19 protein-coding genes and 4 tRNA genes are annotated in these 23640 nt (G+C 45.9%); 14 read left to right on the forward strand and 9 right to left on the reverse strand.

Annotation, left to right across the window (positions count from 1 at the left end; all coding sequences use genetic code 11):
• Nucleotides 1-118 precede the first annotated feature (118 nt).
• Nucleotides 119-907 (forward strand): tRNA isopentenyl-2-thiomethyl-A-37 hydroxylase MiaE, encoded by a 789-nt coding sequence (miaE, locus tag ACUJFL_RS05820; protein ID WP_445428712.1) that lies wholly within the window; start codon nt 119-121, stop codon nt 905-907.
• Here the strand turns inward: miaE and ACUJFL_RS05825 are convergent.
• A complete protein-coding gene (locus ACUJFL_RS05825) occupies nt 888-1628 on the reverse strand; it encodes a UDP-2,3-diacylglucosamine diphosphatase (protein ID WP_226749784.1) in 741 nt (246 codons plus the stop codon). The genes miaE and ACUJFL_RS05825 overlap by 20 nt on opposite strands.
• Nucleotides 1629-1631: 3 nt before the next feature.
• Complete coding sequence (locus ACUJFL_RS05830; protein WP_226749785.1) at nt 1632-2126, reverse strand: peptidylprolyl isomerase; 495 nt, start codon at nt 2124-2126, stop codon at nt 1632-1634.
• 144 nt (nt 2127-2270) lie between these two features.
• Between ACUJFL_RS05830 and cysS the strand changes: the two genes are divergently transcribed.
• Nucleotides 2271-3650 (forward strand): cysteine--tRNA ligase, encoded by a 1380-nt coding sequence (gene cysS, locus ACUJFL_RS05835; protein ID WP_226749786.1) that lies wholly within the window; start codon nt 2271-2273, stop codon nt 3648-3650.
• Nucleotides 3651-3710: 60 nt separating this feature from the next.
• Here the strand turns inward: cysS and folD are convergent, their stop codons facing one another.
• Nucleotides 3711-4571: a bifunctional methylenetetrahydrofolate dehydrogenase/methenyltetrahydrofolate cyclohydrolase FolD gene (folD, locus tag ACUJFL_RS05840; protein ID WP_226749787.1), complete on the reverse strand. Its 861-nt coding sequence runs from the start codon at nt 4569-4571 to the stop codon at nt 3711-3713.
• A gap of 210 nt (nt 4572-4781) precedes the next feature.
• Between folD and ACUJFL_RS05845 the strand changes: the two genes are divergently transcribed.
• The 12 genes from ACUJFL_RS05845 (at nt 4782) to ACUJFL_RS05900 (ending at nt 17133) form a co-directional block, all read left to right on the forward strand.
• A tRNA-Pro gene (locus ACUJFL_RS05845) sits at nt 4782-4858 on the forward strand.
• Between the two features lie 48 nt (nt 4859-4906).
• Nucleotides 4907-4983, forward strand: a tRNA-Arg gene (locus tag ACUJFL_RS05850).
• Between the two features lie 24 nt (nt 4984-5007).
• Nucleotides 5008-5083, forward strand: a tRNA-His gene (locus ACUJFL_RS05855).
• A gap of 10 nt (nt 5084-5093) precedes the next feature.
• Nucleotides 5094-5170 (forward strand) — tRNA-Pro (locus ACUJFL_RS05860).
• A gap of 948 nt (nt 5171-6118) precedes the next feature.
• Nucleotides 6119-7240, forward strand: coding sequence for a glutamate 5-kinase (proB, locus tag ACUJFL_RS05865; protein ID WP_226749788.1), 1122 nt, complete (start codon nt 6119-6121; stop codon nt 7238-7240).
• Nucleotides 7237-8490, forward strand: a complete 1254-nt coding sequence (locus tag ACUJFL_RS05870) for a glutamate-5-semialdehyde dehydrogenase (protein ID WP_445426363.1) — start codon at nt 7237-7239, stop codon at nt 8488-8490. Before proB ends, ACUJFL_RS05870 begins: the two co-directional genes overlap by 4 nt.
• Before the next feature lie 219 nt (nt 8491-8709).
• On the forward strand, nt 8710-10020 hold the full coding sequence (gene tig / locus ACUJFL_RS05875) for a trigger factor (RefSeq protein ID WP_236128597.1): 1311 nt from the start codon (nt 8710-8712) through the stop codon (nt 10018-10020).
• A gap of 123 nt (nt 10021-10143) precedes the next feature.
• A complete protein-coding gene (clpP, locus tag ACUJFL_RS05880; RefSeq protein ID WP_226749960.1) occupies nt 10144-10761 on the forward strand; it encodes an ATP-dependent Clp endopeptidase proteolytic subunit ClpP in 618 nt (205 codons plus the stop codon).
• 51 nt (nt 10762-10812) lie between these two features.
• A complete protein-coding gene (clpX, locus tag ACUJFL_RS05885) occupies nt 10813-12093 on the forward strand; it encodes an ATP-dependent protease ATP-binding subunit ClpX (RefSeq protein ID WP_226749791.1) in 1281 nt (426 codons plus the stop codon).
• A 111-nt stretch (nt 12094-12204) separates the two neighbouring features.
• On the forward strand, nt 12205-14601 hold the full coding sequence (lon, locus tag ACUJFL_RS05890; RefSeq protein ID WP_226749792.1) for an endopeptidase La: 2397 nt from the start codon (nt 12205-12207) through the stop codon (nt 14599-14601).
• 210 nt (nt 14602-14811) lie between these two features.
• Nucleotides 14812-15084: a nucleoid-associated protein HU-beta gene (gene hupB / locus ACUJFL_RS05895; RefSeq protein WP_226749793.1), complete on the forward strand. Its 273-nt coding sequence runs from the start codon at nt 14812-14814 to the stop codon at nt 15082-15084.
• A 141-nt stretch (nt 15085-15225) separates the two neighbouring features.
• Nucleotides 15226-17133, forward strand: coding sequence for a SurA N-terminal domain-containing protein (locus ACUJFL_RS05900; RefSeq protein WP_445426364.1), 1908 nt, complete (start codon nt 15226-15228; stop codon nt 17131-17133).
• Nucleotides 17134-17237: 104 nt separating this feature from the next.
• Here the strand turns inward: ACUJFL_RS05900 and ACUJFL_RS05905 are convergent, their stop codons facing one another.
• From ACUJFL_RS05905 to pspF, 6 genes are read right to left on the reverse strand one after another with little or no spacing between them, the layout of a single operon-like run.
• Nucleotides 17238-17999: an ATP-binding cassette domain-containing protein gene (locus ACUJFL_RS05905; protein ID WP_445428713.1), complete on the reverse strand. Its 762-nt coding sequence runs from the start codon at nt 17997-17999 to the stop codon at nt 17238-17240.
• The gene (locus ACUJFL_RS05910; protein WP_226749796.1) at nt 17996-18991 is read right to left on the reverse strand and encodes a peptide ABC transporter ATP-binding protein; all 996 of its coding nucleotides are present in this window, start codon (nt 18989-18991) and stop codon (nt 17996-17998) included. Before ACUJFL_RS05910 ends, ACUJFL_RS05905 begins: the two co-directional genes overlap by 4 nt.
• The gene (locus ACUJFL_RS05915) at nt 18991-19884 is read right to left on the reverse strand and encodes an ABC transporter permease subunit (RefSeq protein ID WP_445426366.1); all 894 of its coding nucleotides are present in this window, start codon (nt 19882-19884) and stop codon (nt 18991-18993) included. The genes ACUJFL_RS05910 and ACUJFL_RS05915 overlap by 1 nt, the downstream gene beginning before the upstream one ends.
• A gap of 1 nt (nt 19885) precedes the next feature.
• Entirely contained in the window at nt 19886-20902 is a 1017-nt protein-coding gene (locus ACUJFL_RS05920; protein WP_445426367.1) for an ABC transporter permease, read from the reverse strand.
• Entirely contained in the window at nt 20899-22509 is a 1611-nt protein-coding gene (locus tag ACUJFL_RS05925) for an ABC transporter substrate-binding protein (RefSeq protein WP_445428714.1), read from the reverse strand. Before ACUJFL_RS05925 ends, ACUJFL_RS05920 begins: the two co-directional genes overlap by 4 nt.
• On the reverse strand, nt 22506-23591 hold the full coding sequence (pspF, locus tag ACUJFL_RS05930; protein ID WP_445428715.1) for a phage shock protein operon transcriptional activator: 1086 nt from the start codon (nt 23589-23591) through the stop codon (nt 22506-22508). Before pspF ends, ACUJFL_RS05925 begins: the two co-directional genes overlap by 4 nt.
• Nucleotides 23592-23640: the final 49 nt, after the last annotated feature.

Raw genomic sequence — 23640 nt, forward strand, 5'->3', positions numbered from 1 at the left:
TTGAATAACGCAGATTCGTCAAGGACAATGTTGAAAAATTCAACAGTTCATGTCGATGCTGGAGCACATTGCTACCTTCGGGTATACTGCGCGGCGTGTTCAATCAGTAGACCGCCTTATGTTAAGCCACGAATATCAGACCTTATTAGCACCCATTCAGCAGTTTTTGCACTGCAGTACGCCTCAAGCTTGGTTAAATGAAGCAATGCAACCGGCTCGTTTACCGATGCTGTTAACTGATCATCTGATTTGTGAGTTAAAAGCGGCGCAATCCGCGATGTATCTGATCCGGCGTTATGCGGTAGATGAGCAAAGTGCCGATGCCTTACTACAATGGCTGAAACCTTATGAAGACTTTACTTATCGCCAGCAGGGCACATGGCAAGCCTTAGCGGATATAAAACTGAGAAAGTCGATGTTACCGAAATCGAATTCAGCTTATGGCCAAGAACTTATCGATAAGATGGTGTTGTTAATTAAAGAAGAGTTACATCATTTTTATCAAGTGCTTGAAATGATGCAGCAACATGATGTGCCTTATGAAAAAATCACCTCAAGTCGCTATGCCCGTGGTTTGTTGCGTCATGTTAGCACTTATGAACCAGCGGCTTTGATTGATAAGCTTATTTGTGGAGCCTACATCGAAGCACGCTCTTGTGAGCGTTTTGCTACTTTAGCGCCGCATTTGCCTGCGGATATTGGTCAGTTTTATTTGTCTTTATTGCGCTCAGAAGCGCGGCATTATCAAGATTATCTGCAACTTGCAGAGCAAATTGCTGGGCAGGATATCAGTGCGCGCGTAGCCTTTTTTGGTGAGAAGGAAGCCGAGTTAATTTTATCCGCGGATAACGACTTTAAATTTCATAGTGGTAGCCCAGTGCCTGAGCTTATGGCGCAAGCGGGTTAAAGACCAGTTGCCAGTGATCGGCGGTTACCTTGAGATAACTGCTTTGACTATACCAATCTCCCAGCACATAGCGCAAAGCGGGTTGGTTGTTGACGGTTAATTGATGTACCGCAGGGCGGTGTGTGTGGCCATGGATCAGATGTTGTACGGTATACTCGGCCATTATTTTAGGCACTTCCGTTGGCGTAACATCCATAATGTTGGCGCTACCCATTGTTTGATAACGTGCTTTGGCTATAGCGCTTTTGGCGCGCGCTTTGCGGGCTAAAGCTTGCCGAATAAAAAGGGGTAATGAGAGCATCAATCGTTGCCACCAAGATTGATCCCACCAACGTCGAAACTTTTGATAAGCCACATCCATCGTGCATAAGCTATCGCCATGCATGATGAGGGTGGGGGTGCCGTAAAGATCAATTACCTGCTGTTGCGGTAATAAAATTAACCCCGCACGTTTGGCATAATGTTGTTTTAATAAAAAATCACGATTGCCATGGATAAAGTAAATCGGCGTGTGCTGACTGAGCGGTTTTAACACCTTGGCAACGGTGTCGAGTAACGGTTCGGGATTATCGTCACCAATCCAGACTTCAAACAGATCGCCTAAAATATACAGTGCATCGGCCGCTGGCGCTTGCTGCGCAATAAACTGTAAAAAGGCCTGAGTAATATCAGGCCTTTCTGCTGATAAATGCAAATCTGCAATAAACAGCGTGTGTGACATGGTTTAGTCGTTCAGCTCAGCACGTTCAATCACTACGGGCTCAACCGGTACATCGCTGTGACCAGCGTTACGCCCCGTGCGTACCGCTTTGATTTTTTCAACCACGTCCATACCTTCAACCACTTCACCAAATACACAGTAACCCCAGCCTTGAGCGTTTTCAGCACTGAAGTTTAAGAAGCTATTATCAGCAACGTTGATAAAAAACTGTGAGGTGGCAGAATGCGGATCGCTGGTGCGCGCCATAGCGATGGTGCCTTTGCTGTTCGCGACGCGGTTGTTAGCCTCGTTTTTAATGGTTTCTTTTGTCTCTTTTTGCTGCATATCTGCAGTGAAACCACCGCCTTGGATCATAAAGCCGTCAATCACCCGGTGAAAAATAGTGTTGTCAAAAAAGCCATCTTTCACGTAGCTAATAAAGTTAGCCACGGTCACCGGTGCCTTGTCAGCAAAAAGATTTAATTTAATCACGCCAAAATTAGTATGTAAGCTAACCATCATTTTTTCCTTATCATTACAGATGCGCCATTCTAACGCACTGCCGTCAAATCATAAAGCAAGGATAGCGGCTAGCATCTGCCAATGCTAAACTAATCGGCGCATTTTGCTGTTAATGATTCATATTTTCTGTCAGAGGACATAATGTTACAGATATACAATACCTTAAGCCGCCAAAAAGAAGTCTTCAAACCTATCATTCCGGGGAAAGTGGCCTTGTATGTTTGTGGCATTACCATTTACGACCACTGCCATGTAGGGCATGCCCGCACTTACGTTGCTTTTGATGTCATTAATCGCTACTTACGTTTTAGCGGTTATGACGTGACCTATGTGCGAAATATCACTGATGTTGACGACAAAATTATTAAGCGCGCGGCAGAAAACAACGAAAGTTGCGATGCTTTAACCGCACGCTTCACCGCGGCAATGCATGCCGACTTTGCAGCTTTAGGGCTATTACCCGCCGATATTGAGCCAAAAGTGACCACTCACATGGCCGAGATTATTAGCCTGATCGAAACCTTAGTTGCCAAAGGTTATGCCTATGTTGCAGCGGATGGCGATGTACTGTTTGATGTCAGTAAATATGCCGAATATGGTGCGTTAAGCCAACAAAACCTGGATATGTTACAAGCCGGTTCTCGGGTAGAAGTGGCGCAAAATAAAGATGATCCATTAGACTTTGTGTTATGGAAAGGCACCAAGCCGGGTGAGCCATTCTGGGCTTCACCTTGGGGCAATGGTCGGCCCGGTTGGCATATTGAATGTTCTGCCATGAGCGCTAAGCATTTGGGCGAACATTTCGATATTCATGGTGGCGGTTCAGACTTACAGTTTCCTCACCATGAAAATGAGATCGCACAATCTACCTGTGCCCATGGCCAAAAGTACGTCAATACCTGGATCCATACTGGTATGGTGCAAGTTGATAAAGAAAAAATGTCGAAATCACTTGGCAATTTTTTCACGGTAAAAGACGTATTAGCTGAATATAATGCAGAAGCGGTACGTTATTTCCTTCTGTCTAGCCATTACCGTAGCCAATTAAATTACTCTAAAGAAAACTTAGAGCAAGCACATGCCGCGCTAGGACGACTTTACACTGCGCTGCGAACAGTAACGCCAAGCCATAGCATTGATTTGGCCAGCCCGTATATTGTGCGTTTTAAAGCCGCGATGGATGATGACTTCAATACGCCTGAAGCTTTGCCGGTATTGTTTGAATTAGCGCGTGAGGTGAATCGCTTTAAAGAGGCTGAGCCAGCAAAAGCCGCAGAGCTAGCGGGTTTGCTGACACTTTTAGCGGGCGTACTGGGCTTGCTGCAGGGCGATGCCGAAACCTTTTTACAAAGTGGCGCATCAGATAGCGATGTGGCAGAAATTGAAGCGTTAATTGCCAAGCGCAATGCGGCTCGTGCCGCTAAAGATTGGGCCGCGGCTGACGCGGCTCGCGCTGAATTAACCGCTAAAGGCATTATTGTTGAAGATAAAAATGGCGTGACCAGTTGGCGTAAGGCTTAAAACGGTCATTGCATAATAAAAAAACCGCCGATGGCGGTTTTTTTATGGCAACTGTAGCGGTTATTTACTGTCGTGGTATAGCTCACACGCTTCTAGCGTGTTTTCAATTAAACTGGCCACAGTCATTGGGCCAACACCACCAGGGACAGGAGTAATATAGCGAGCCAATTTAACCGCTTTAGCATATTCGACATCACCGACCAGTTTGCCACTGTCTAAGCGATTGATCCCGACATCAACGACCAGAGCACCGGGCTTGATCCAATCACCAGGAATAAACTCTGGCCGACCTACGGCGACAACCAATAAATCCGCACGACGCACTTGCTCTTCTAAATTACGGGTAAATTTATGGCAGACTGTTGTTGTACAACCGGCGAGGAGTAATTCCAGAGCCATAGGGCGACCGACTATATTAGATGCACCCACGACCACCGCATCCATACCTTTAACGTTTACGCCGGTACTTTGCAGTAACGTCATAATACCCTTAGGGGTGCAAGGGCGTAAGGCTGGCATACGCTGCGCTAAGCGGCCGATATTATAGGGATGAAAACCATCGACATCTTTGTGCGGGTGAATATGTTCTAAAATAGCCGAAGCGTCTAACCCTGCCGGCAAGGGTAGTTGTACTAAAATACCATCGATGCTGTTGTCATTATTTAACGTATCGATAAGCTCCAACAATTGTTGTTGCTTGGTTTCAGCCGGAAGATCGTAAGATACTGAATGAAAACCGACTTCTTCGCAGGCTTTACGTTTGCTGCCAACATACACTTGTGAGGCTGCATCAAGCCCAACTAATACAACGGCAAGTCCGGGAGCTCGTTTTCCGGCTGCTACGCGAGCGCGCACCTGAGCGGCGACTTTGTCTTTTGTTGCGTTAGCAACGGCTTTGCCATCTATTATTTGTGCTGTCATGCCTGCTGATTTCCTAGGAACTAAAAAGAACAATATTTTCGCACAGCTGCCAAAAGAACGCTATCATCGTCCGTTGCAAACATGAATAACCGCCAGTGCGGGTCAATTAGGTTCAAATAATAGCCAATCAGCGTAAATACCTAAAAAAAGGTTTGACGGTGTGCATGGCGGGCGTTAATATTCCGCCCCGTTGCAGCGATGTAACGTTGTCGGTGATTGGCGCAGTTTGGTAGCGCACTTGGTTTGGGTCCAAGGGGTCGCAGGTTCAAATCCTGCATCACCGACCAATCTTAATTCAAAAAATTAAGAGAGTCCCAGATAGGCGTTTGACATGTGCGCCCGTAGCTCAGCTGGATAGAGCAACGGCCTTCTAAGCCGTGGGTCATAGGTTCGAGTCCTATCGGGCGCGCCATTTGGTGCAAAGTTTCAAATTGTGGTGGTTGTAGCTCAGTTGGTAGAGCCCCGGATTGTGATTCCGGTTGTCGTGGGTTCGAACCCCATCATCCACCCCATCCCCTTTGTCGGTGATTGGCGCAGTTTGGTAGCGCACTTGGTTTGGGTCCAAGGGGTCGCAGGTTCAAATCCTGCATCACCGACCATTCTCCCTGAGTCTTAAAATTACCTTATCAAAATCTCACATTAGAATAAATTATGATGCACATGTTTGTGTTCATTAATGCAGTTGCAGGTTCATCTCCGACCATTGTCCCGTCTTAAACATCTTGAATCAAAATCTCACATTACAATAATTGTATGAGCATGTTTGTCTTCATGTATGCCGTCGCATTTTCAACTCCGGTACCCCCGTTATTTATATTTGTTACGCAACTTCCTTAACAATTCTCTCTTTATGTCTCCAACCGGTCAGATTTTGACCATGCAAATGCGAGTTAAACACATGTCGTATCTGCAAAACTTCTTTATATAAAACAAATGCTTTAATTAATATGCCAACACCTCGCGCATCTCATTTAACGAGGGTTGTGTTCATGCTTGCAATGGTAATTGACATTTGCGGGGCAGTTATACTGCTCTCACTAAGCCCTCTTCGTTTGCGCATTTTAATTTTCATGGCTAGGTACCTAGAGCTAAATGCTCAGGGTTTTTAGTAGGGCATTAAATAAGTTAATTTATCGCTGTATCCAGTGTGCGTTAAATTCTGATGTTTGCTGAAAAACTTAATGTTGACGCCATGTATTTTAATCGCCATACAGCGCTGCCTAGTGATCAGGTGGCCATTTGGATTAGTGACAGGGCGTTATAACCACTATTCATCAGAATAATAGTAGTTTTTTATTTTTGTGATAATGGGGGGCGTTTTTGCAGAAAAAGTGAGCCGCGTGGATCTGTAATTTTGTTACAGTTATCAGGGGCTTCCTTTACATATTCTAGGTTTGAAAATACCGATGTTTTTTTCTAAATTAATGATAATTATCACTTATTTTTACTCCGTTAACTGTGGTTTTAAGTGTTGTACGCGTGGTGTTGGGTGGTAGGGCTAGGCTGTTTTTGTTAAACTATGCACCGATTTACATAACGGAGGAATTATGCTTAACCCATCCTGGCGTAGGGTTGTACTGAAAGTCGGCAGTGCCCTAATCGCGCCGGACAATGAAGGATGCAGCGAAAAATATTTGCGTCCTATTGCCGAATTTATCCGCGAATGTCGCGCACTCGGTCGTGAAGTGATTTTAGTCTCTTCAGGCAGTGTAGCGGCTGGTCGACACCATTTTAATTTCCAGCATCATCGTGTACCCATGGCTTTAAAACGCGCCATGGCTGCAGTAGGTCAAAATGAGATGATGAATTTCTGGAGCCGTTGTTTCGATTTTCCTTGTGCTCAGGTATTACTGACGCACGGTGATTTAAGCGATCGGGTACGCCACGTTAACGTGCAAAATACTATGCGCCGACTGCTCGATCATGGTGTATTGCCTATCGTTAACGAAAACGACACTATTGCCACCGAAGAATTAAAAGTAGGCGATAATGATAATTTAGCGGCAATGGTTGCAACGGTAACGCAGGCTGATGCCTTGATTATCTGTTCAGATGTCGATGGTTTGTATACTGCAGATCCAAACAAAGATCCGAAAGCGACCTTAATCCCTACTGTCAAAAAAATTGATCAACGCATTTATGACTTAGCAGGTGGTGCTACTTCATCAGTGGGTACGGGAGGGATGCGTACTAAAATTGAAGCAGCAGAAAAAGCCACCACACAGGGTGTTGATACCGTGATTTTAGACGGGCATCAGGCTGACAGTTTTCAGTGTCTTTTAGCGGGCAAGAATCCGGGCACCATATTTTATGCTCAAAAAAATCCGTTACCGGCTAAAAAACATTGGGTTAGACATACCTTACGTGCCAAAGGCGAAATTTGGGTGGATAGCGGTTGTATCGATGCGCTACGTGATAACGGTGCTTCTTTACTCAGCAGTGGTATTGTTGAAGTAAAAGGCGAGTTTGAATCAGGTGATGCGGTGATCGTTCGTTGCTCTAACGGCAAGCGCTCTATTGCTAAAGGCGTAACACGCTTTAGTGCGAGTGAACTGTTTTCGATTAAAGGACAAAAAACCCAGCATATTGCCGATTATTTAGGTTATTGTCCCAACGGTAGTAACGCCGTGATCCATCGCAGTGAAATGATGTTACTGGAGAAAATATGAGTAATGATGTTGCAGCTAAGCTTGCTGCAGAAGCCGCAGTGGCGGCAAAAGCGGTAGCGGTATTAAGCACCGAGCAAAAAAATATCGTATTGCAGTCGTTTGCCGATAAGATTCGTCAAGCCACGCCCACTATTTTAGCCGAAAACCGTGCCGAAGTAGCAGAGGCGACGGCCAATGGCACGGCCGCGGCCATGGTTGATCGTTTAACGTTAACGGCTGAACGCATTGAAGCGATGGCCAGTGCCATTGAGCAAATTATCCAGCTGCCCGATCCGGTGGGGTTAACCCGCCAAATTGAGCAACGGCCTAACGGCATCAATATTGCCAAGCGTCGCATTCCGCTTGGCGTAATTTGCATGATTTATGAAGCGCGCCCAAATGTCACAGCTGATGCCGGTGCTTTGTGTTTCAAGTCGGGTAATGCCGTGATTTTACGTTGTGGTCGGGAAGCGATTAAAACGAGCTTAGCGATTGCCGCTGCTATGCGTCAGGCATTAGCTGAGCATAATCTGCCTGATGCGGTGATTAGTATTGTGCCCGATCCTGATCGTAATTTATTACTAGCACTGTTAAAGCAGGATGATTACATCGATTTAGTGATCCCACGGGGTGGCGAAGGCTTAATTCGTTTTGTAACTGAGCATAGCCGTATTCCGGTGATCCAGCACTTTAAAGGTGTTTGCCATTTATTTGTGGATGCCAGCGCAAAACCCGAGATGGCCCTTAACTTATTAATTAACGGTAAAGTGCAACGTCCTGGTGTGTGTAACGCCTTAGAAGGCCTACTCGTACATCAATCGATTGCTGATAGTTTTTTACCTAAAGTTGCCGCGGCCTTAGCCGAAAATCACGTTAAGGTGCATGCTTGTGCACAAAGCTTACCGTATTTTAGTGGTGCCTCAGTTATTGCGGAAGATGAATTTGGCCAAGAATACCTTGCGCCGGAAATTGCCGTGCGGGTGGTTGCAGATTTTGACGGTGCCATTGCCCATATTGATCGTTTTGGCAGCCAACATACCGAAGTGATTTGTACAGAAGATCAAGCTAATGCTGACCGTTTTATTGCTACCATCGATACTGCGGTGGTCATGCATAACGCCTCCTCACGTTTTTCAGATGGTGGCGAGTTAGGTTTAGGTGCGGAAATCGGTATTTCTACCAGTAAGTTACATGCTTATGGGCCAATGGGGCTTGAAGCATTAACCACCGAAAAGTATGTGGTTACCGGCGTTGGGCAAACCCGAGTTTAAAAGAACACGACGAAGTTATTACAGGCTTTTATCGTTGATAAAAGCCTGTTTTTTTGTCTTGAAAAAGCATCGTATCTAAAGGCTCGACTAGCGGGTTATAGCTCGCTATAATGCCGCGTTAATTTTTATAACAGGTCAGGTTCATCTTGAGTTTGTCGACACCCGGCCATCACAGTAAGGCGTATCAGAGCCGCCTGACATTGAATTTGAGGTAAAGAGATGCAAGTTTCTGTTGAAACCACCCAAGGTTTAGAGCGCCGTTTAAATATCGTCGTGCCAGCTGCCAGTATTGATTCAGAAGTGAAGAGCCGTTTACGCGAATTAGCTAAACGTCAGCGTATCGATGGTTTCCGTCCGGGCAAAGCCCCCGTTTCTATTATTCAGAAACGTTTCGGTTCTGCTGTGCTGCAAGAAGTCGCTTCTGAGCAAATGCAACGTTCATTCTACGAAGCTATTGTTGAAAACAAATTAACGCCAGCCGGTGCGCCTCAGTTTGCACCTGGCGCGTTAGAAAGCGGTAAAGATTTAGCATTTACGGCTATTTTTGAAGTGTATCCAGAAATCACGGTAGCGGCTTTAGATAAAGTAGAAGTCACTAAGCCTACTGTTGAAATCACCGAGGCGGATTTGTCTAACATGTTAGACACTTTACGCAAGCAACACGCGAAATGGGAAGACAAAGCAGATGCGGCGGCTACTGGCGATCGCGTCACCATGGATTTCGTGGGTTCAATTGACGGCGAAGAATTCGAAGGCGGTAAAGCGACTGATTTCGTTTTAGAATTAGGCCAAGGCCGCATGATCCCAGGCTTTGAAGAAGGCGTTATTGGTAAAGCCGCTGGTGAAGAAACCACGTTAGAAGTGACTTTCCCAGCAGATTACCATGCTGAAAACCTGAAAGGTAAAGCCGCAAGCTTTGCTGTTACCGTGAAGAAAGTTGAAGGTCAGGTGTTACCTGAGCTGAATGATGAATTCGCCACTTTATTCGGTTTAGCCGATGCGTCTGTTGATGCATTAAAAGCTGAAGTAAAGAAAAACATGGAACGCGAACTGAAGCAATCCATCAAAGGCAAAGTAAAAGAGCAAGTGATCAAAGGCCTGCTAGCAAACAACGAAGTTGAAGTGCCTAAGTCTCTGATCGCCAGCGAAGTTGATGTATTGCGTCAACAAGCATTACAGCGTTTTGGTCAAAACATGGATCCAAAACAGTTGCCAGAATTACCGGCGTCATTGTTTGAAGAACAAGCAAAAGACCGCGTAAAAGTAGGCCTGTTATTAGGTGAAATTATCAAGACTAATCAACTGAAAGTGGATGAAGCTAAAGTTCAAGAGCTGATCGACAACGTGGCCTCGGCCTATGAAGATCCAGCAGAAGTGGTTCAGTACTACACCACTAACAAAGAGCTGATGCAAAGCATGCGTAATGTTGCGTTAGAAGAGCAAGCAATCGAAGTTGTCTTAGCTGCGGCTAAGGTGACTGAGCAAGCTGCCGCTTTTGACGAGATTATGAACCCAAAGTCCGCTAACTAAGATTGACTTCTTAGCGTGTGGCGGTTTTAATGGCTCGAACACGTGTTCGGGCCATTTTATTTTTAGGCACCGTCTTTTCGCCAGTATTACCCAGCTACAGCAGAGGGATCCCAGATTATGCCAATGTCTCGTGACATGAATGACATCGTAAATGCCTTAGTACCTATCGTTATCGAGCAAACGGCTAAAGGCGAACGTTCTTTTGATATTTATTCCCGCTTGCTGAAAGAACGGGTTATATTCTTAACTGGTCAAGTTGAAGACCATATGGCTAACCTGATTGTGGCACAGCTATTGTTTCTCGAATCAGAAAACCCAGAAAAAGACATTTATATTTATATTAATTCACCTGGTGGTTCAGTCACAGCCGGTTTATCGATTTACGATACCATGCGTTATATTAAACCCGATATCGCAACCGTTTGTGTTGGCCAAGCCGCCAGTATGGGCGCGTTCTTGTTATCCGGTGGTACCAAGGGTAAACGTTATTGCTTACCTAATGCCCGCGTGATGATTCACCAACCATTAGGGGGCTTCCAAGGCCAAGCGACAGATTTTGAGATCCATGCCAAGGAAATCCTGTATATTAAAGAGAAACTCAATCGCTTAATGGCTGAGCACAGTGGTAAGAGTTATGAGCAAGTATGTAAGGATACTGAACGCGATAACTTCTTAAGTGCGCAGCAAGCCTTGGAATATGGCTTAGTCGACTCCATATTGACCAATAGAGAAGCTAAATAATTGGATTATGCGGGCAGTATGTGCCCGCTGATTGGAAAAAGAGGTAGTTACATGTCTGATCACCGCACTGACGGCGACAAGAGCGGCAAATTACTGTATTGCTCTTTTTGTGGCAAATCACAGCATGAAGTGCGTAAGTTGATCGCAGGGCCACAAGTCTATATTTGTGATGAATGCGTTGACCTATGCAACGATATCATTCGCGAAGAAATCAAAGATATTTCACCTAAACGCGACGGTGAAAAATTACCGACGCCTCGTGAAATTCGGCAACACTTAGACGATTACGTTATCGGTCAAGAACATGCGAAAAAAGTGTTAGCGGTAGCGGTATACAACCATTACAAACGCTTACGTAGCTCGCAGCATAAACAAGACGTTGAATTGGGTAAAAGCAATATCTTGTTAATCGGTCCAACCGGTTGTGGTAAAACATTACTGGCTGAAACGTTAGCGCGTTTACTCGATGTACCGTTTACTATGGCTGATGCCACCACCTTAACCGAAGCCGGTTATGTCGGTGAAGATGTCGAAAATATCATTCAAAAACTACTGCAAAAATGTGATTACGACGTTGAGAAAGCCCAGCGCGGTATCGTGTATATTGATGAGATTGACAAAATATCGCGTAAGTCTGATAACCCATCCATCACCCGTGACGTTTCAGGTGAAGGGGTGCAGCAAGCCTTACTGAAACTGATTGAAGGTACTGTTGCTTCTGTGCCGCCACAAGGCGGGCGTAAACATCCACAACAAGAATTCTTACAGGTAGATACCTCTAAGATCTTATTTATCTGTGGTGGTGCTTTTGCCGGTTTAGATAAAGTGATTGAACAGCGTAGCGCCAAAGGTGCGGGTATTGGTTTCGGTGCTGAAGTAAAAAGCAAAGAAAGCAGTCGTAGCTTGAGCGAATCCTTCCGTGATGTTGAACCTGAAGATTTGGTGAAATATGGCCTGATCCCAGAGTTTATCGGGCGTTTACCCGTTGTTGCAACATTAACGGAATTGGATCTTGACGCTTTAGTGCAAATTTTAAGTCAACCGAAAAATGCACTAAGCAAGCAATTTGCGGCATTATTCGAAATGGAAAACGTTGAATTAGAGTTCCGTGACGATGCCTTAAAAGCTATTGCTCAAAAAGCGATGGAACGCAAAACCGGTGCGCGTGGTTTACGTTCTATAGTGGAAGGTGTTCTGCTTGATACCATGTATGAGTTGCCCTCTATGCAAGATGTGGCAAAAGTGGTCATTGATGAAACAGTGATCCGAGGCGAGAGTCAGCCCATACTAATCTATGAGAACAACGAACCGGCGGTTGCTGAATCACACTAAATAAAAAAGGAGCTGCAAAGCTCCTTTTTTATCAGATGAATTGAAGTTTGTAGATCCGTCCCCATATACTATTTATTGTCGCCTGCAGTAATTTAATTCGAGAGTAAATCAATGACCACAGAACATTCAGAACGTTTGCACATGCCGGTACTGGCGTTGCGAGACGTTGTTGTTTATCCGCACATGGTAATCCCACTTTTTGTCGGCCGGGCGAAATCCATCAAATGTTTAGATGCTGCTATGGAAAACGATAAGCAGATTTTCTTGGTGGCACAAAAAGACGCCGCTTTGGACGATCCAGCTGAAAGTGATTTGTATCGCATCGGTACCATTGCCACTATTTTACAATTGCTAAAATTGCCTGATGGCACTGTAAAGGTGTTAGTTGAAGGCGGCAAACGTGCGCAATTAGCTGAATTTACTGAAACAACAGAAAGCTTCGCCGCTTTTATTGATCCTGTAGTAACACAAGACATCGATAGCCGCGAGCAAGAAGTGTTTTTACGCTCGGCCATTAATCAGTTTGAAGGTTATATCAAACTGAATAAAAAGATCCCGCCAGAAGTGCTGACGGCCTTAAGCGGTATTGATGATGCGGCCCGTTTGGCTGACACCATGGCGGCGCATATGCCACTAAAAGTGGATGATAAGCAAAAAGTCTTAGAGCTAACCAATGTTACAGAGCGCATCGAGTATTTGATGGCGATGATGGAAAGTGAAATCGACATTTTGCAAGTTGAACGGCGTATTCGTAGCCGGGTAAAAAAGCAAATGGAGAAAAGCCAGCGCGAGTATTACCTGAACGAGCAAATGAAAGCGATCCAACGCGAATTGGGTGAGCTAGAAGATGCGCCGGATGAATTTGAAGCGTTAGCGAAAAAAATTACTGAAGCGAAAATGCCCGCTGAAGCCGAAACCAAAGCCAAAGCCGAACTGCAAAAGCTGAAGATGATGTCACCGATGTCAGCCGAAGCGACGGTGGTGCGCAGCTATATTGAATGGTTAACGCAGGTGCCGTGGCAAGCGCGGTCGAAAGTGAAGAAAAACTTAGCGATTGCTGAGCAAATTCTCAATGCTGACCATTATGGTTTAGATAAGGTTAAAGAGCGCATCATTGAGTATTTGGCGGTGCAACAGCGCGTGAATAAACTCAAAGGCCCGATCTTATGTCTGGTTGGCCCGCCGGGTGTGGGTAAAACCTCGTTGGGGCAATCCGTGGCAAAAGCTACTGGTCGTAAGTACGTTCGTATGGCACTTGGCGGCGTGCGTGATGAAGCCGAGATCCGGGGACACCGAAGAACCTATATCGGCTCAATGCCAGGCAAAATCATTCAGAAAATGGCAAAAGTGGGTGTCCGTAACCCATTATTCCTATTGGATGAAATTGACAAGATGGCTTCGGATTTCCGGGGCGATCCCGCTGCGGCGTTACTAGAGGTATTAGATCCTGAACAAAATGCTGCTTTTAGTGATCACTACCTAGAAGTGGATTATGACTTGTCAGATGTCATGTTCTTCGCCACCTCGAATAGCTTAAACATTCCAGCCGCGTTATTAGATCGGATGGAAGTGATTCGCTTATCGGGTTATACCGAAGACGAAAAACTAAACATTGCTCGTCAGCATTTAATCACTAAACAAATTAGCCGCAATGGTTTAAAACCCACTGAAGTGGTGATTGAGGATAGTGCAGTTATTGGCATAATTCGTTATTACACCCGTGAGGCGGGCGTGCGTAGTTTAGAGCGCGAATTATCAAAGTTATGTCGCAAAGCGGTAAAACAAATTCTTTTAAACAAAGATTTGAAAACCGTGGTGATTAACGATGCTAATTTGGAAGAGTTTCTTGGTGTGCATCGCTTTGATTACGGTAAAGCAGAAGACAGCAACCGTATTGGTCAAGTTACTGGTTTAGCTTGGACTGAAGTCGGTGGCGATTTATTAACGATTGAAGCGGCAGCTGTGGTCGGTAAAGGTAAATTAACCTACACCGGTTCACTTGGTGACGTGATGAAAGAATCTATCCAAGCGGCGATGACGGTGGTACGTAGCCGTGCAGAAGCGCTGCGGATAAACGAAGACTTTTATGAGAAACGGGACATTCACGTTCACGTACCCGAAGGTGCGACGCCTAAAGATGGCCCTAGCGCTGGTATTGCCATGGTCACGGCGTTAGTCTCGGGTTTAACCGGTAACCCGGTGCGGGCAGATGTCGCGATGACGGGCGAGATCACCTTGCGCGGTGAAGTATTACCCATTGGTGGCTTGAAAGAGAAACTGTTGGCTGCGCACCGTGGTGGTATTAAACGGGTATTAATTCCGCATGATAACATTCGTGATCTAAAAGAAATCCCAGAAAATGTTAAAGGTGCCTTAGAAATTAAGCCGGTGAAATGGATTGAAGAAGTGCTAGAACTGGCCTTACAAGAGCCAATTGCTCGTGTTACGCCGGTTAATTCACCAAAAACAGCTGCAAAAAGCAAAAAAACCGAAAAAAATCCGGTTTAGGGGCTTTTTATTATCGTAGGCTGTGCTAAGTTATGGTCAGTTTCGGCCAAGCCCTTGTGTAGCAAGGGCTGCGGTCAAAGCCAAAATTATTAGTTTTCTCGTTTCTGCTGCTTGCAAGCAAAGTCGTTGCTTGTTATAACAAGCGGGCAACTTTTAAAAACTAATAGCTTGACGTTGTAGAAAATAATAACAATTGAAGGGGATGATATTGTGAACAAGTCTCAACTTATCGACAAAATTGCTGCGAATGCAGACATTTCTAAGGCCGCAGCAGGTCGTGCTTTAGACGCGTTCATCGACGCGGTTACCGAAGCTCTTAAGGAAGGTGATTCTGTAGCTTTAGTTGGTTTTGGCACTTACACTGTACGCGAGCGTGCTGCCCGTACTGGCCGTAACCCACAAACTGGTGCTACTATTCAAATCGCTTCTGCGAAGATTCCTTCATTTAAGCCAGGTAAAGCGTTAAAAGACGCAGTAAACTAACAGTATTCTGCCCGGCGCGCCGGGGAGGGTCCTTAAGCCCGCAGACAATGCCAAGGCTTCTATAAAAAAGGCGCATCTGTTAAGATGCGCTTTTTTTTTAGCACAAACTTTTGTGTCACCGATAACAGAGAAAGAGCAAAGATGTTAGAACGAATCAGAGAAGGCTCGCAAGGATTGACCGCCAAAATCATTTTGGGCTTGGTTATCCTGACATTCGCCCTTGCCGGCGTTGGTAATTACCTAAGTACGCCAAGTGATGCAGTTGTTGCCGTGGTTAATGGTGATGACATTAGTCAGGTGCAGTATGAGCAAGCATTACAAAATGAACGTGCTCGTATGCAACAGCAGTTTGGTGAAATGTACGATATGTTAGCTGCCGATCCAGCGTATATGGCTAACTTTCGTAATGAAGTGTTAGAACGTCTAATTGATGAAACGTTACAAAAGCAATTTGCTCGTAAGTTGGGTTTACGGGTAGGTGATGAACAAGTACGTGAAACCGTTACTGGCCTACCGGAATTCCAAGTTGATGGCGTGTTTAATCAAGACCGTTTTATTGCGTTATTACGCCAAGCCGGTTATCAACCTGCTGACTTCCGCGAAATGGTTCGGGAAGGTTTAGCCACGACCCAACTAATGCAAGGTTTAGTGGGCAGTGAGTTTGGTTTACCTGCCGAAATTAATTTATTGCTGTCGTTACAACAGCAAACACGTGACATTCGATATTTCACGGTGACTGCTGAACGTTTTGCAGAGCAAGTTAGTATCAGTGACGATATGCTGCAAGAGTACTATCAGCAAAATATCAGCCGTTTTATGACACCTGAGCAAATCTCTGCTGAGTATGTAGAATTGTCAGCGGCCAAGTTAGCGGAAGACATCGAAGTGACTGAACAGCAAGTGGCTGATTACTATCAAGCTAACGCTGCACGCTATGGCACCGAAGAAAAGCGTGAATTTGCCCACATTATGCTGGAAAGCGAAAGTGAAGATGCTGCTATTGCTGCGCAAGCTGCTGCCTTATTAGCGGAATTACAACAAGGTGCAGATTTTGCTGAGTTAGCAAAAGCCCGCTCTGCCGATACCTTTTCTGCCGAAAATGGCGGTAATTTAGGTGAGTTGGTGGCCGGTCAAATGGACCCTGTGTTCGAAGAAGCCGCTTTTGCGCTAACAGAACTAGGCCAATTATCTGGCGTAGTGAAAAGTGAATATGGTTATCATATTATCAAGTTAGCCACGCTTGAGCCGGCAGTGACTAAACCTTTAGCTGAGGTTGCTGCAGAAATTGCGACAACGTTAAAAGCGGAGCAAGCCACGGCCTTATTTTATGATCTGCAACAGCGTTTAGCACAAGTCTCGTTTGAACAGCCCGACAACTTAGAAGAAGCCGCTGATGTGGTTGGTTTACAAGTTAAAAGTACCGGCTTATTTGAACGCGCTAATGCGGCAGAGCCATTATCACAACCGGCTATTTTGAATCGGTTATTTGATTTGAACTTCATTGCCGAAGGCTTAAACAGCGATGTGATAGAAATTGCTCGCGAGCATGTTGTGGTGATGCGTGTTAAGGAGCATGTACCGGCACGTACATTAGGTTTAAATGAAGTGCGCGCTGAAGTACAAAACGCAGTACAACTAGCCGAAATGGCCAAACAAGCTGCTGCCTATGCTGCAGAGCTCGTCGCCGCAGGTGGCGATTTAGCCGCGATGGCCAGTAAAGCAGAAGCGAGCATCGTTGCTAGTGCTGCCACGCCGCGTTTTGGTGGTAGTTTAGAAACAGAGGTACGCAGTAAAGCGTTTGCGATGCCAAGACCTACTAACGATCAAGCCAGTATTGACTCGGTACAGTTAAGTAACGGTGATGTGGTATTAGTGGCTGTCGATGCGGTTACCCCTGCCAATATTAGCAGTGTGCCAGATACCAGCCAGTTAGAAGCGATTGCTCGTCAGCAAGCAGAGCTGCATTATCAAGCGCTGATTGCCACTTTAAAAGCTGACGCTAAGATCACGCGTCAATTGCGCTCGGCTGATTTGAGTGAGCAGCTGTAAGCGCACAGAAACGGCGTTAACGCCAAAACACTGAAAAGGGAGCCAATGGCTCCCTTTTTTATTCATTTGAGCACAGGCTGTGCTGGCGGCGTTTTTGTTGGGTGTTAGCCGCTACTTTTAATTAAACGCTTGGTATAGTCATGTACGGGGTTATTGAACACCGTGGTGGTATTACCTACATCGACCATTTGTCCTTCATGTAACACCAGCATCTCATCACTAATATGGCGTACCAAACGTAAGTTATTGGTAATTAATAAATACGCCAAGCCATTTTTTTGCTGTAGCTCTAGCAGTAGGTTAACAATTTGGGCGCGTAAAGAAGGATCCAGTGCGGTTAAGGCTTCATCTAAGATCAGCAACTTGGGATCGAGAATTAAGGCTCGTGCCAGCGCGACCCGTTGTAATTGCCCCCCGGAGAACATGTGCGGGTAGTACTCTGCATGTTCATCCAATAAACCCAAGGTGCGAAGGGTGCTACGGATTTTTACACGACGTTGCTCAGTATCTAAAATCGTACTAAGGCGCAGCACGTCTTCTAACATTTGCCCAACTTTTTGTAGCGGATTAAGTGAGTGGCCAGCATCTTGAAAGATAAACCGGATAACGTGGTTATACTTTTTATAGTTAGTAATATCTACTTGCTGTCCTGACAGGCGAATAATGCCGCTATCGGGTTTTTCGATGCCCACTAACAACTTAGCCAAGGTGCTTTTACCTGAACCGGTTTCCCCGATAATGGCCAAGGTTTTTCCGGTATCTAAGCTAAAGCTGACATCCTGTAAGGCAATAATTTTTTTACGGTTTAGCCCACGCTGTTTAAAGTAGCATTTGCTAAGCTGTTCCACCTCGAGTAAGGCACTCATGATTCATCTCGCTTTTTCAGAGGGAAGTGGCAACTGTAATAATGATTTTGTAGCCGTTCTAGCACCGGTGTTTTCACACACTCTTTGCGAGCATTTGGGCAACGAGGCCCTAAGCGACAACCAATCGGCACATGTTGTAAGGTTGGAATACTGCCCGGTAATGCATACAGAGGTGTTTTATGGGCTAGGTTACTCTGAAACTCAGGTACGCTTTTAATCAGGGCATTAGTGTAGGGATGAAACGGGTGCTTGAGAATTTGGCTGGTTTCGCCGCTTTCTACTAATTGTCCACAATACAGCACACTAATATGTTGTGTGTAACGTGCGACACTCTCCAGTTCGTGGCTGATTAACAATACCGCCATGCCTTTTAATTGGTTAAAACTGGCTAGTAAACGAAACAGCTGGGCTTGGGTCGTACTTTCTAAAGCGGTGGTAGGCTCATCGGCAATAAGCAGTTTTGGGTTTTTCGCGATGGCCATGGCAATCATTACTTTTTGACAAATCCCCTCTGATAACTGATAGGGATAGCTTTGCATAATGCTTTTATGATCGCGGATCCCCACTTTGTGCAGCAAGGCGATGGCTCTTTTGCGCCGCAAAAAAGGTTTTTGCCACCAACTACCGGTCAGCAGGTGGCTGGGGATGGCTTCTTCAAGTTGCTCACCAATTTCGGCGGTAGGATCCAAACTGCGGCTTGGCTCTTGATAAATCATGGCGATATCTCTACCGATAATTTGCCGCCGTTGTTCAGCCGTTACCCGCAGCATATCTTGGCCCATCCAGTTAAAGCGATCGGCGGTAACTTGCCAGCGACGATTAAGTACACCAACAATTGCTTTGGCTATCAGGCTTTTGCCTGAGCCAGATTCACCCACTAAGCCTCGTGTTTCGCCTTCGCGTAAACTGAGGCTCACCCGATCGACGGCGCGGATCAGCCCTTCAGGAGTTTCTAGTTCGATAGTCAGGTTTTTAATATCCAGCAGCAACATTAGCTTTCCCGCCGTTTTTGAATAGCCACTTTTAAACCATCACCTAATAAATTAACGGATAATACTGCCGCGAAAATGAGTAAGCCCGGCACTGCCACGCTGGCTGGCGCTACGTAGATCAGATCCACAGAATCACTGATCATCGCCCCCCATTCCGCGGTAGGGGCTTGTGCACCCAAGCCTAAAAAGCCCAGCGCCGCGATATCTAAGATCGCCGTGGATAAGGCCATGCTGCTCATGACCGTAATTTTTTCCCAGATATTTGGGATCACCACACGGGTTAACACCTGCCAGTTATTCGCACCATCTAAGCGGTAGGCGGTAACATAATCACGCTTTAACTGATCGGCAATGGCATTACGAATGCCATGAACAAATTGTGGTAAGAGCGCCAAAATAATGGCCCAAGCGGTGTTAGCTAAACCAGGGCCTAAAATCGCCACGATGATAATCGCCAGCAATAATGAGGGAATCGTCAAAATCAAATCGAGTAAGTGATTAAAGACGCTGGATTTAACACCACGGCTCATGCCGGCTAATGCGCCCAATGCCAAACCGGCCATTAAGCTGGCTAATACTGTTACTAAAGCTAAACCAAAGGTGTAGGTGGTGCCTTTGAGCATTCTCGAAAGCAGATCGCGTCCCAAGTCGTCGGTACCAAACGGGTATTGCACTAAGCCTTCTGGTGCCCAAGACGGCGGCAGTAGCAATAAATTATCGGCTTGAAAATACGGATCATGCGGGGTGATAAAGGGCGCAATAACACTGAAAAGTAAAAAACTGGCAAAGAGAGTTAACCCCACCAAAGCGCTGTGTTGCCGAGAGAACTCACGCCACAACTGTGCCAGTGGTGAGCGATTGTTTTCTTCTATGTAGAGACGAAATTTAGCCATGTTAAGACTTCCTGGCCAGTGGGTTAAACAGCGTATGCAGAATTTCAGTCAGCATATTAACAGTAATTACCAACGTGGAAATAATCATTAAACCCGATTGGATCGCGGGAAAGTTGCGCTGATAAATACTGTCTATTAACCAACGGCCGATCCCTGGCCACGAGAATATGACTTCAGTTAACATCGCTAGCGTGATGAGCGCGCTAAACTGCAAACCTATTTGCCGGATCACTGGTAACAACGCATTACGCAAGCCATGTCGATATAATACTTGTAGCCGGTTTAAGCCTTTGGCTTTGGCCGTTTTTATATAGTTTTGATCCCACACTTCAAGCATCGCATCGCGTACAAAGCGGATCATCACGGTAGTGGGGTAGGTAGCGAGGACGAAGGTGGGTAAGATTAAGTGTGTTAGCGCATCGTTGAAGGCTGCTTGTCGATAACTAACATCAGCATACATAATATCGAGCATAATAAAGCCGGTAACGTTTGGGATTTCATATAACACACCGATACGACCGCCGGAGGGAAACCAGCCGAGCCCAATACAAAAAAACATAATGAGTAACAAAGCCCACCAGAAAATCGGCAAGGAATAACCAATCAATGCCAGCCCAGAGATGGTCTTGCCAAATACCCCTTGCGGTTTAATGGCGGCTAAAATACCAAAGGGCACACCCAGCACAAAGGAAAGCAGTAGGGCGTAGGCCGTTAATTCTAAGGTGGCGGGCAGTACTTGCCATATTTCTTGTAACAGCGGTTGCTGACTGGCAAAGGATAAGCCCCAATTACCCGCGATAATGCGTTCAAGAAAAGCCAAATACTGTGCCAAGTATGATTGGTCAAGTCGATACTCACTGATCAGTAAATCGCGCTGTGTACTGTCGATATAACGCAGACCACTGAAGTTTTGTAACGGATCTCCAGGAAATAAATAACCGAGCGCAAAAGCAAAGATACTTAGACCTAACAAGACGGTGCCAAGCAAAAACAAGCGACGTAATAAAAAAACAATCATGGTAGCACCCGCTTAGCGGCAAACAGCGCGATGCCACCGTAAGGGTTAATGATAACGCCTTCAACATTAGCATTAATGGCCTGAAAACGCTGCGAGTGCGCAATCGCCACTAAGGGCATTTCTGCATGTAAATGGCGTTGTGCTGCAAGATAATAAGCGCGGCGCGCTTCTTGGTTGTCAGTACTGAGCGCTTGACTCAGCAATAAATCAAAGGTCGGATCACACCACAATGCGCGATTACTTCCGCTATCGGCTGCGGCACAGCTTAGTAGCGGGCTAAAGAAATTATCAGGATCTGGGTTATCAGCGGCCCAGCCAATTAACACCGAATCATGCTCACCTTCGGATAATTTACGCCGAAAGGTGTTCCACTCATAACTCACTATATTGGCGGTTACGCCAATATTAGCCAGATCGGCTTGGATCAGTTCCGCCATTTTTAACGCATTGGGATTATACAAACGCTGCACCGGCATCGCCCAGATATCCATGCTAAAGCCTGCAGCTAAACCGCTTTCTGCCAACAACTCGCGTGCGCGTTGTGGATTGTATTCTGCGTCGGGGAGCTTTTGCTCAAAGGCCCACGAGGTTGGCGGTAAGATCCCCTTGGCCGCAGTGGCTTGATTAAAATATACCGCCTGTAAAATCGCGCTTTGATTAATCGCTATTGCCAACGCTTGGCGCACTTTAACTTGGTCAAATGGCGCTTTGGTGGTGTTAAAAGCCCAAAAACCCACGTTCATGCTGGTGCTTTCTTGCACTTTAACATCGGGACGTTCGCTAATCAGCGTAAGCTCCGCCAGACGCGGAAAGGCCACGATATCACATTCATGCGTCAGCAATTTTGCCATGCGTTTGGCATTATTTGGTACGATATCAAATACCAACTGTTCCATCGCCGATTGGCCACGCCAATAGTCAGTATTGCGATATAAACGTACTAGCACATCTTTTTGATATTCACGAAAGCGAAATGGTCCCGTACCAATCGGTCGACTATCTAACAAAGCCTGCTGCCCATGGGTTAAAAGGTTTGCGGCATACTCGGCAGACAAAATCGCAGCAAAGTCCGTTGCTAGGTTAGATAAAAACGAGCTGTCAGGACGAGTCAGCTCAAAGCGCACCTGATTAGGAGCTATAGCGCTAACCTGCTGTACTAAATCGGCCCAGTTAACGCTTTGAAAGTACGGATAGTTGCCGCCACCTAAAAAGTGATAAGGGTGGCTGGGCTCCATTATTCGCTCAAAAGTAAAGACAACGTCATCCGCGTTGAAGGGCCTACTTGGGTTAAAAAAACGGGTTTGATGAAATTTAACATCTTGGCGTAATGTGAAATCATAGATCAGGCCATCGGCCGAGCGTTGCCATGACACCGCTAAGCCAGGCAGCAAGTTACCGTTCTCAGGATCGATATCCAGTAAACGATCATAAAGTTGCTGGCTGATGATATCGATAGTCGTGCCTGAGGTCACCCGCTGAGGATTAAAGTGTTCAGGGGGGCCTTCTGCGCAATAAACTAAGCCCGAGCGCACTGTCTCGGGTACTTCTTGCTGGCACCCGACGAGCCAAACAACACTGACCAGCATCACGATTAATCGATTTTTCATGATTGTTGGCTATCCAGCAGCTGATATTTTTTCATATAACCTCTTAACTGATGATAAGTCAGTCCTAGCATCTCTGCTGTTTTTTTCTGATTATACTGGCTTGCCGCTAGCGCTTGCTTGATTAAATTGATTTCAAAATCTTGCGACAGGATTTTAAAATCTAAAGGTTGGCTGAAGTCATGTTCGGTGGCAGAAGGCGGCGCAGGCGAAAAAGGTGAGGGGTTAGCAAGCTCAGTTGTTTTATCAACAACGGCTGGCGCTTTCGCGATATGGCTGGTCTTGGTCCGTTTTTGTGGGCGAAACGCCGATTCAAAAGGATCAAGTTGGATCTCATGTACCGGCACATAAGCATTATTATTGCGATATACCGCGCGCTCAACCACGTTTTTTAATTCGCGGACATTACCCGGCCAGTCATAATCGAGCAGGGTGCGTTTTGCACGCTCAGTAAAACCACTAAACAGCTCTAGGCCTAACTCGCGTACCATATTCATAGCAAAATGCTCGGCCAGTTGCATAATATCTTCACGGCGTTCACGCATCGGTGGCAAAGTGATCACATCAAAAGCGAGGCGGTCAAGTAAGTCGGCACGAAACTCGCCTAGCTCCGCCATTGACGGTAAATCTTCGTTGGTTGCGCAAATCAGGCGCACATCGACTCGGATCGGTCGACTGCCGCCAACACGTTCAAACTCACCGTATTCAATGACCCGCAGCAGTTTTTCTTGCACCATCGCGGGGGTATTCGCCAGTTCATCTAGAAATAAGGTACCACCACTGGCCCGTTCAAAGCGGCCTTCATGGCGTTTACTGGCACCGGTAAAAGCGCCGGCTTCATGGCCAAATAGCTCACTTTCAAGCAGGTTTTCGTTCAGCGCGGCGCAGTTAAGCGTTTGATATTGTTGATCCCAACGTTTAGATAGAAAATGTAGGCGAGCGGCAATCAGTTCTTTACCTGTACCGCGTTCACCAATGATTAAAACCGGTTTATCCAGCGGAGCCAATTGAGACACCTGGTCAAGCACGTTTAAAAAGCTGTTGGCTTGGCCGATGAGATTATCTTGCCGAAACTTTTGATTCATGGTGAGCTATTAGTTGGTTAAATTAACTAATTTATAGTGTATTTCATAA

The sequence above is a fragment of the Alishewanella sp. HL-SH05 genome (assembly GCF_052655985.1).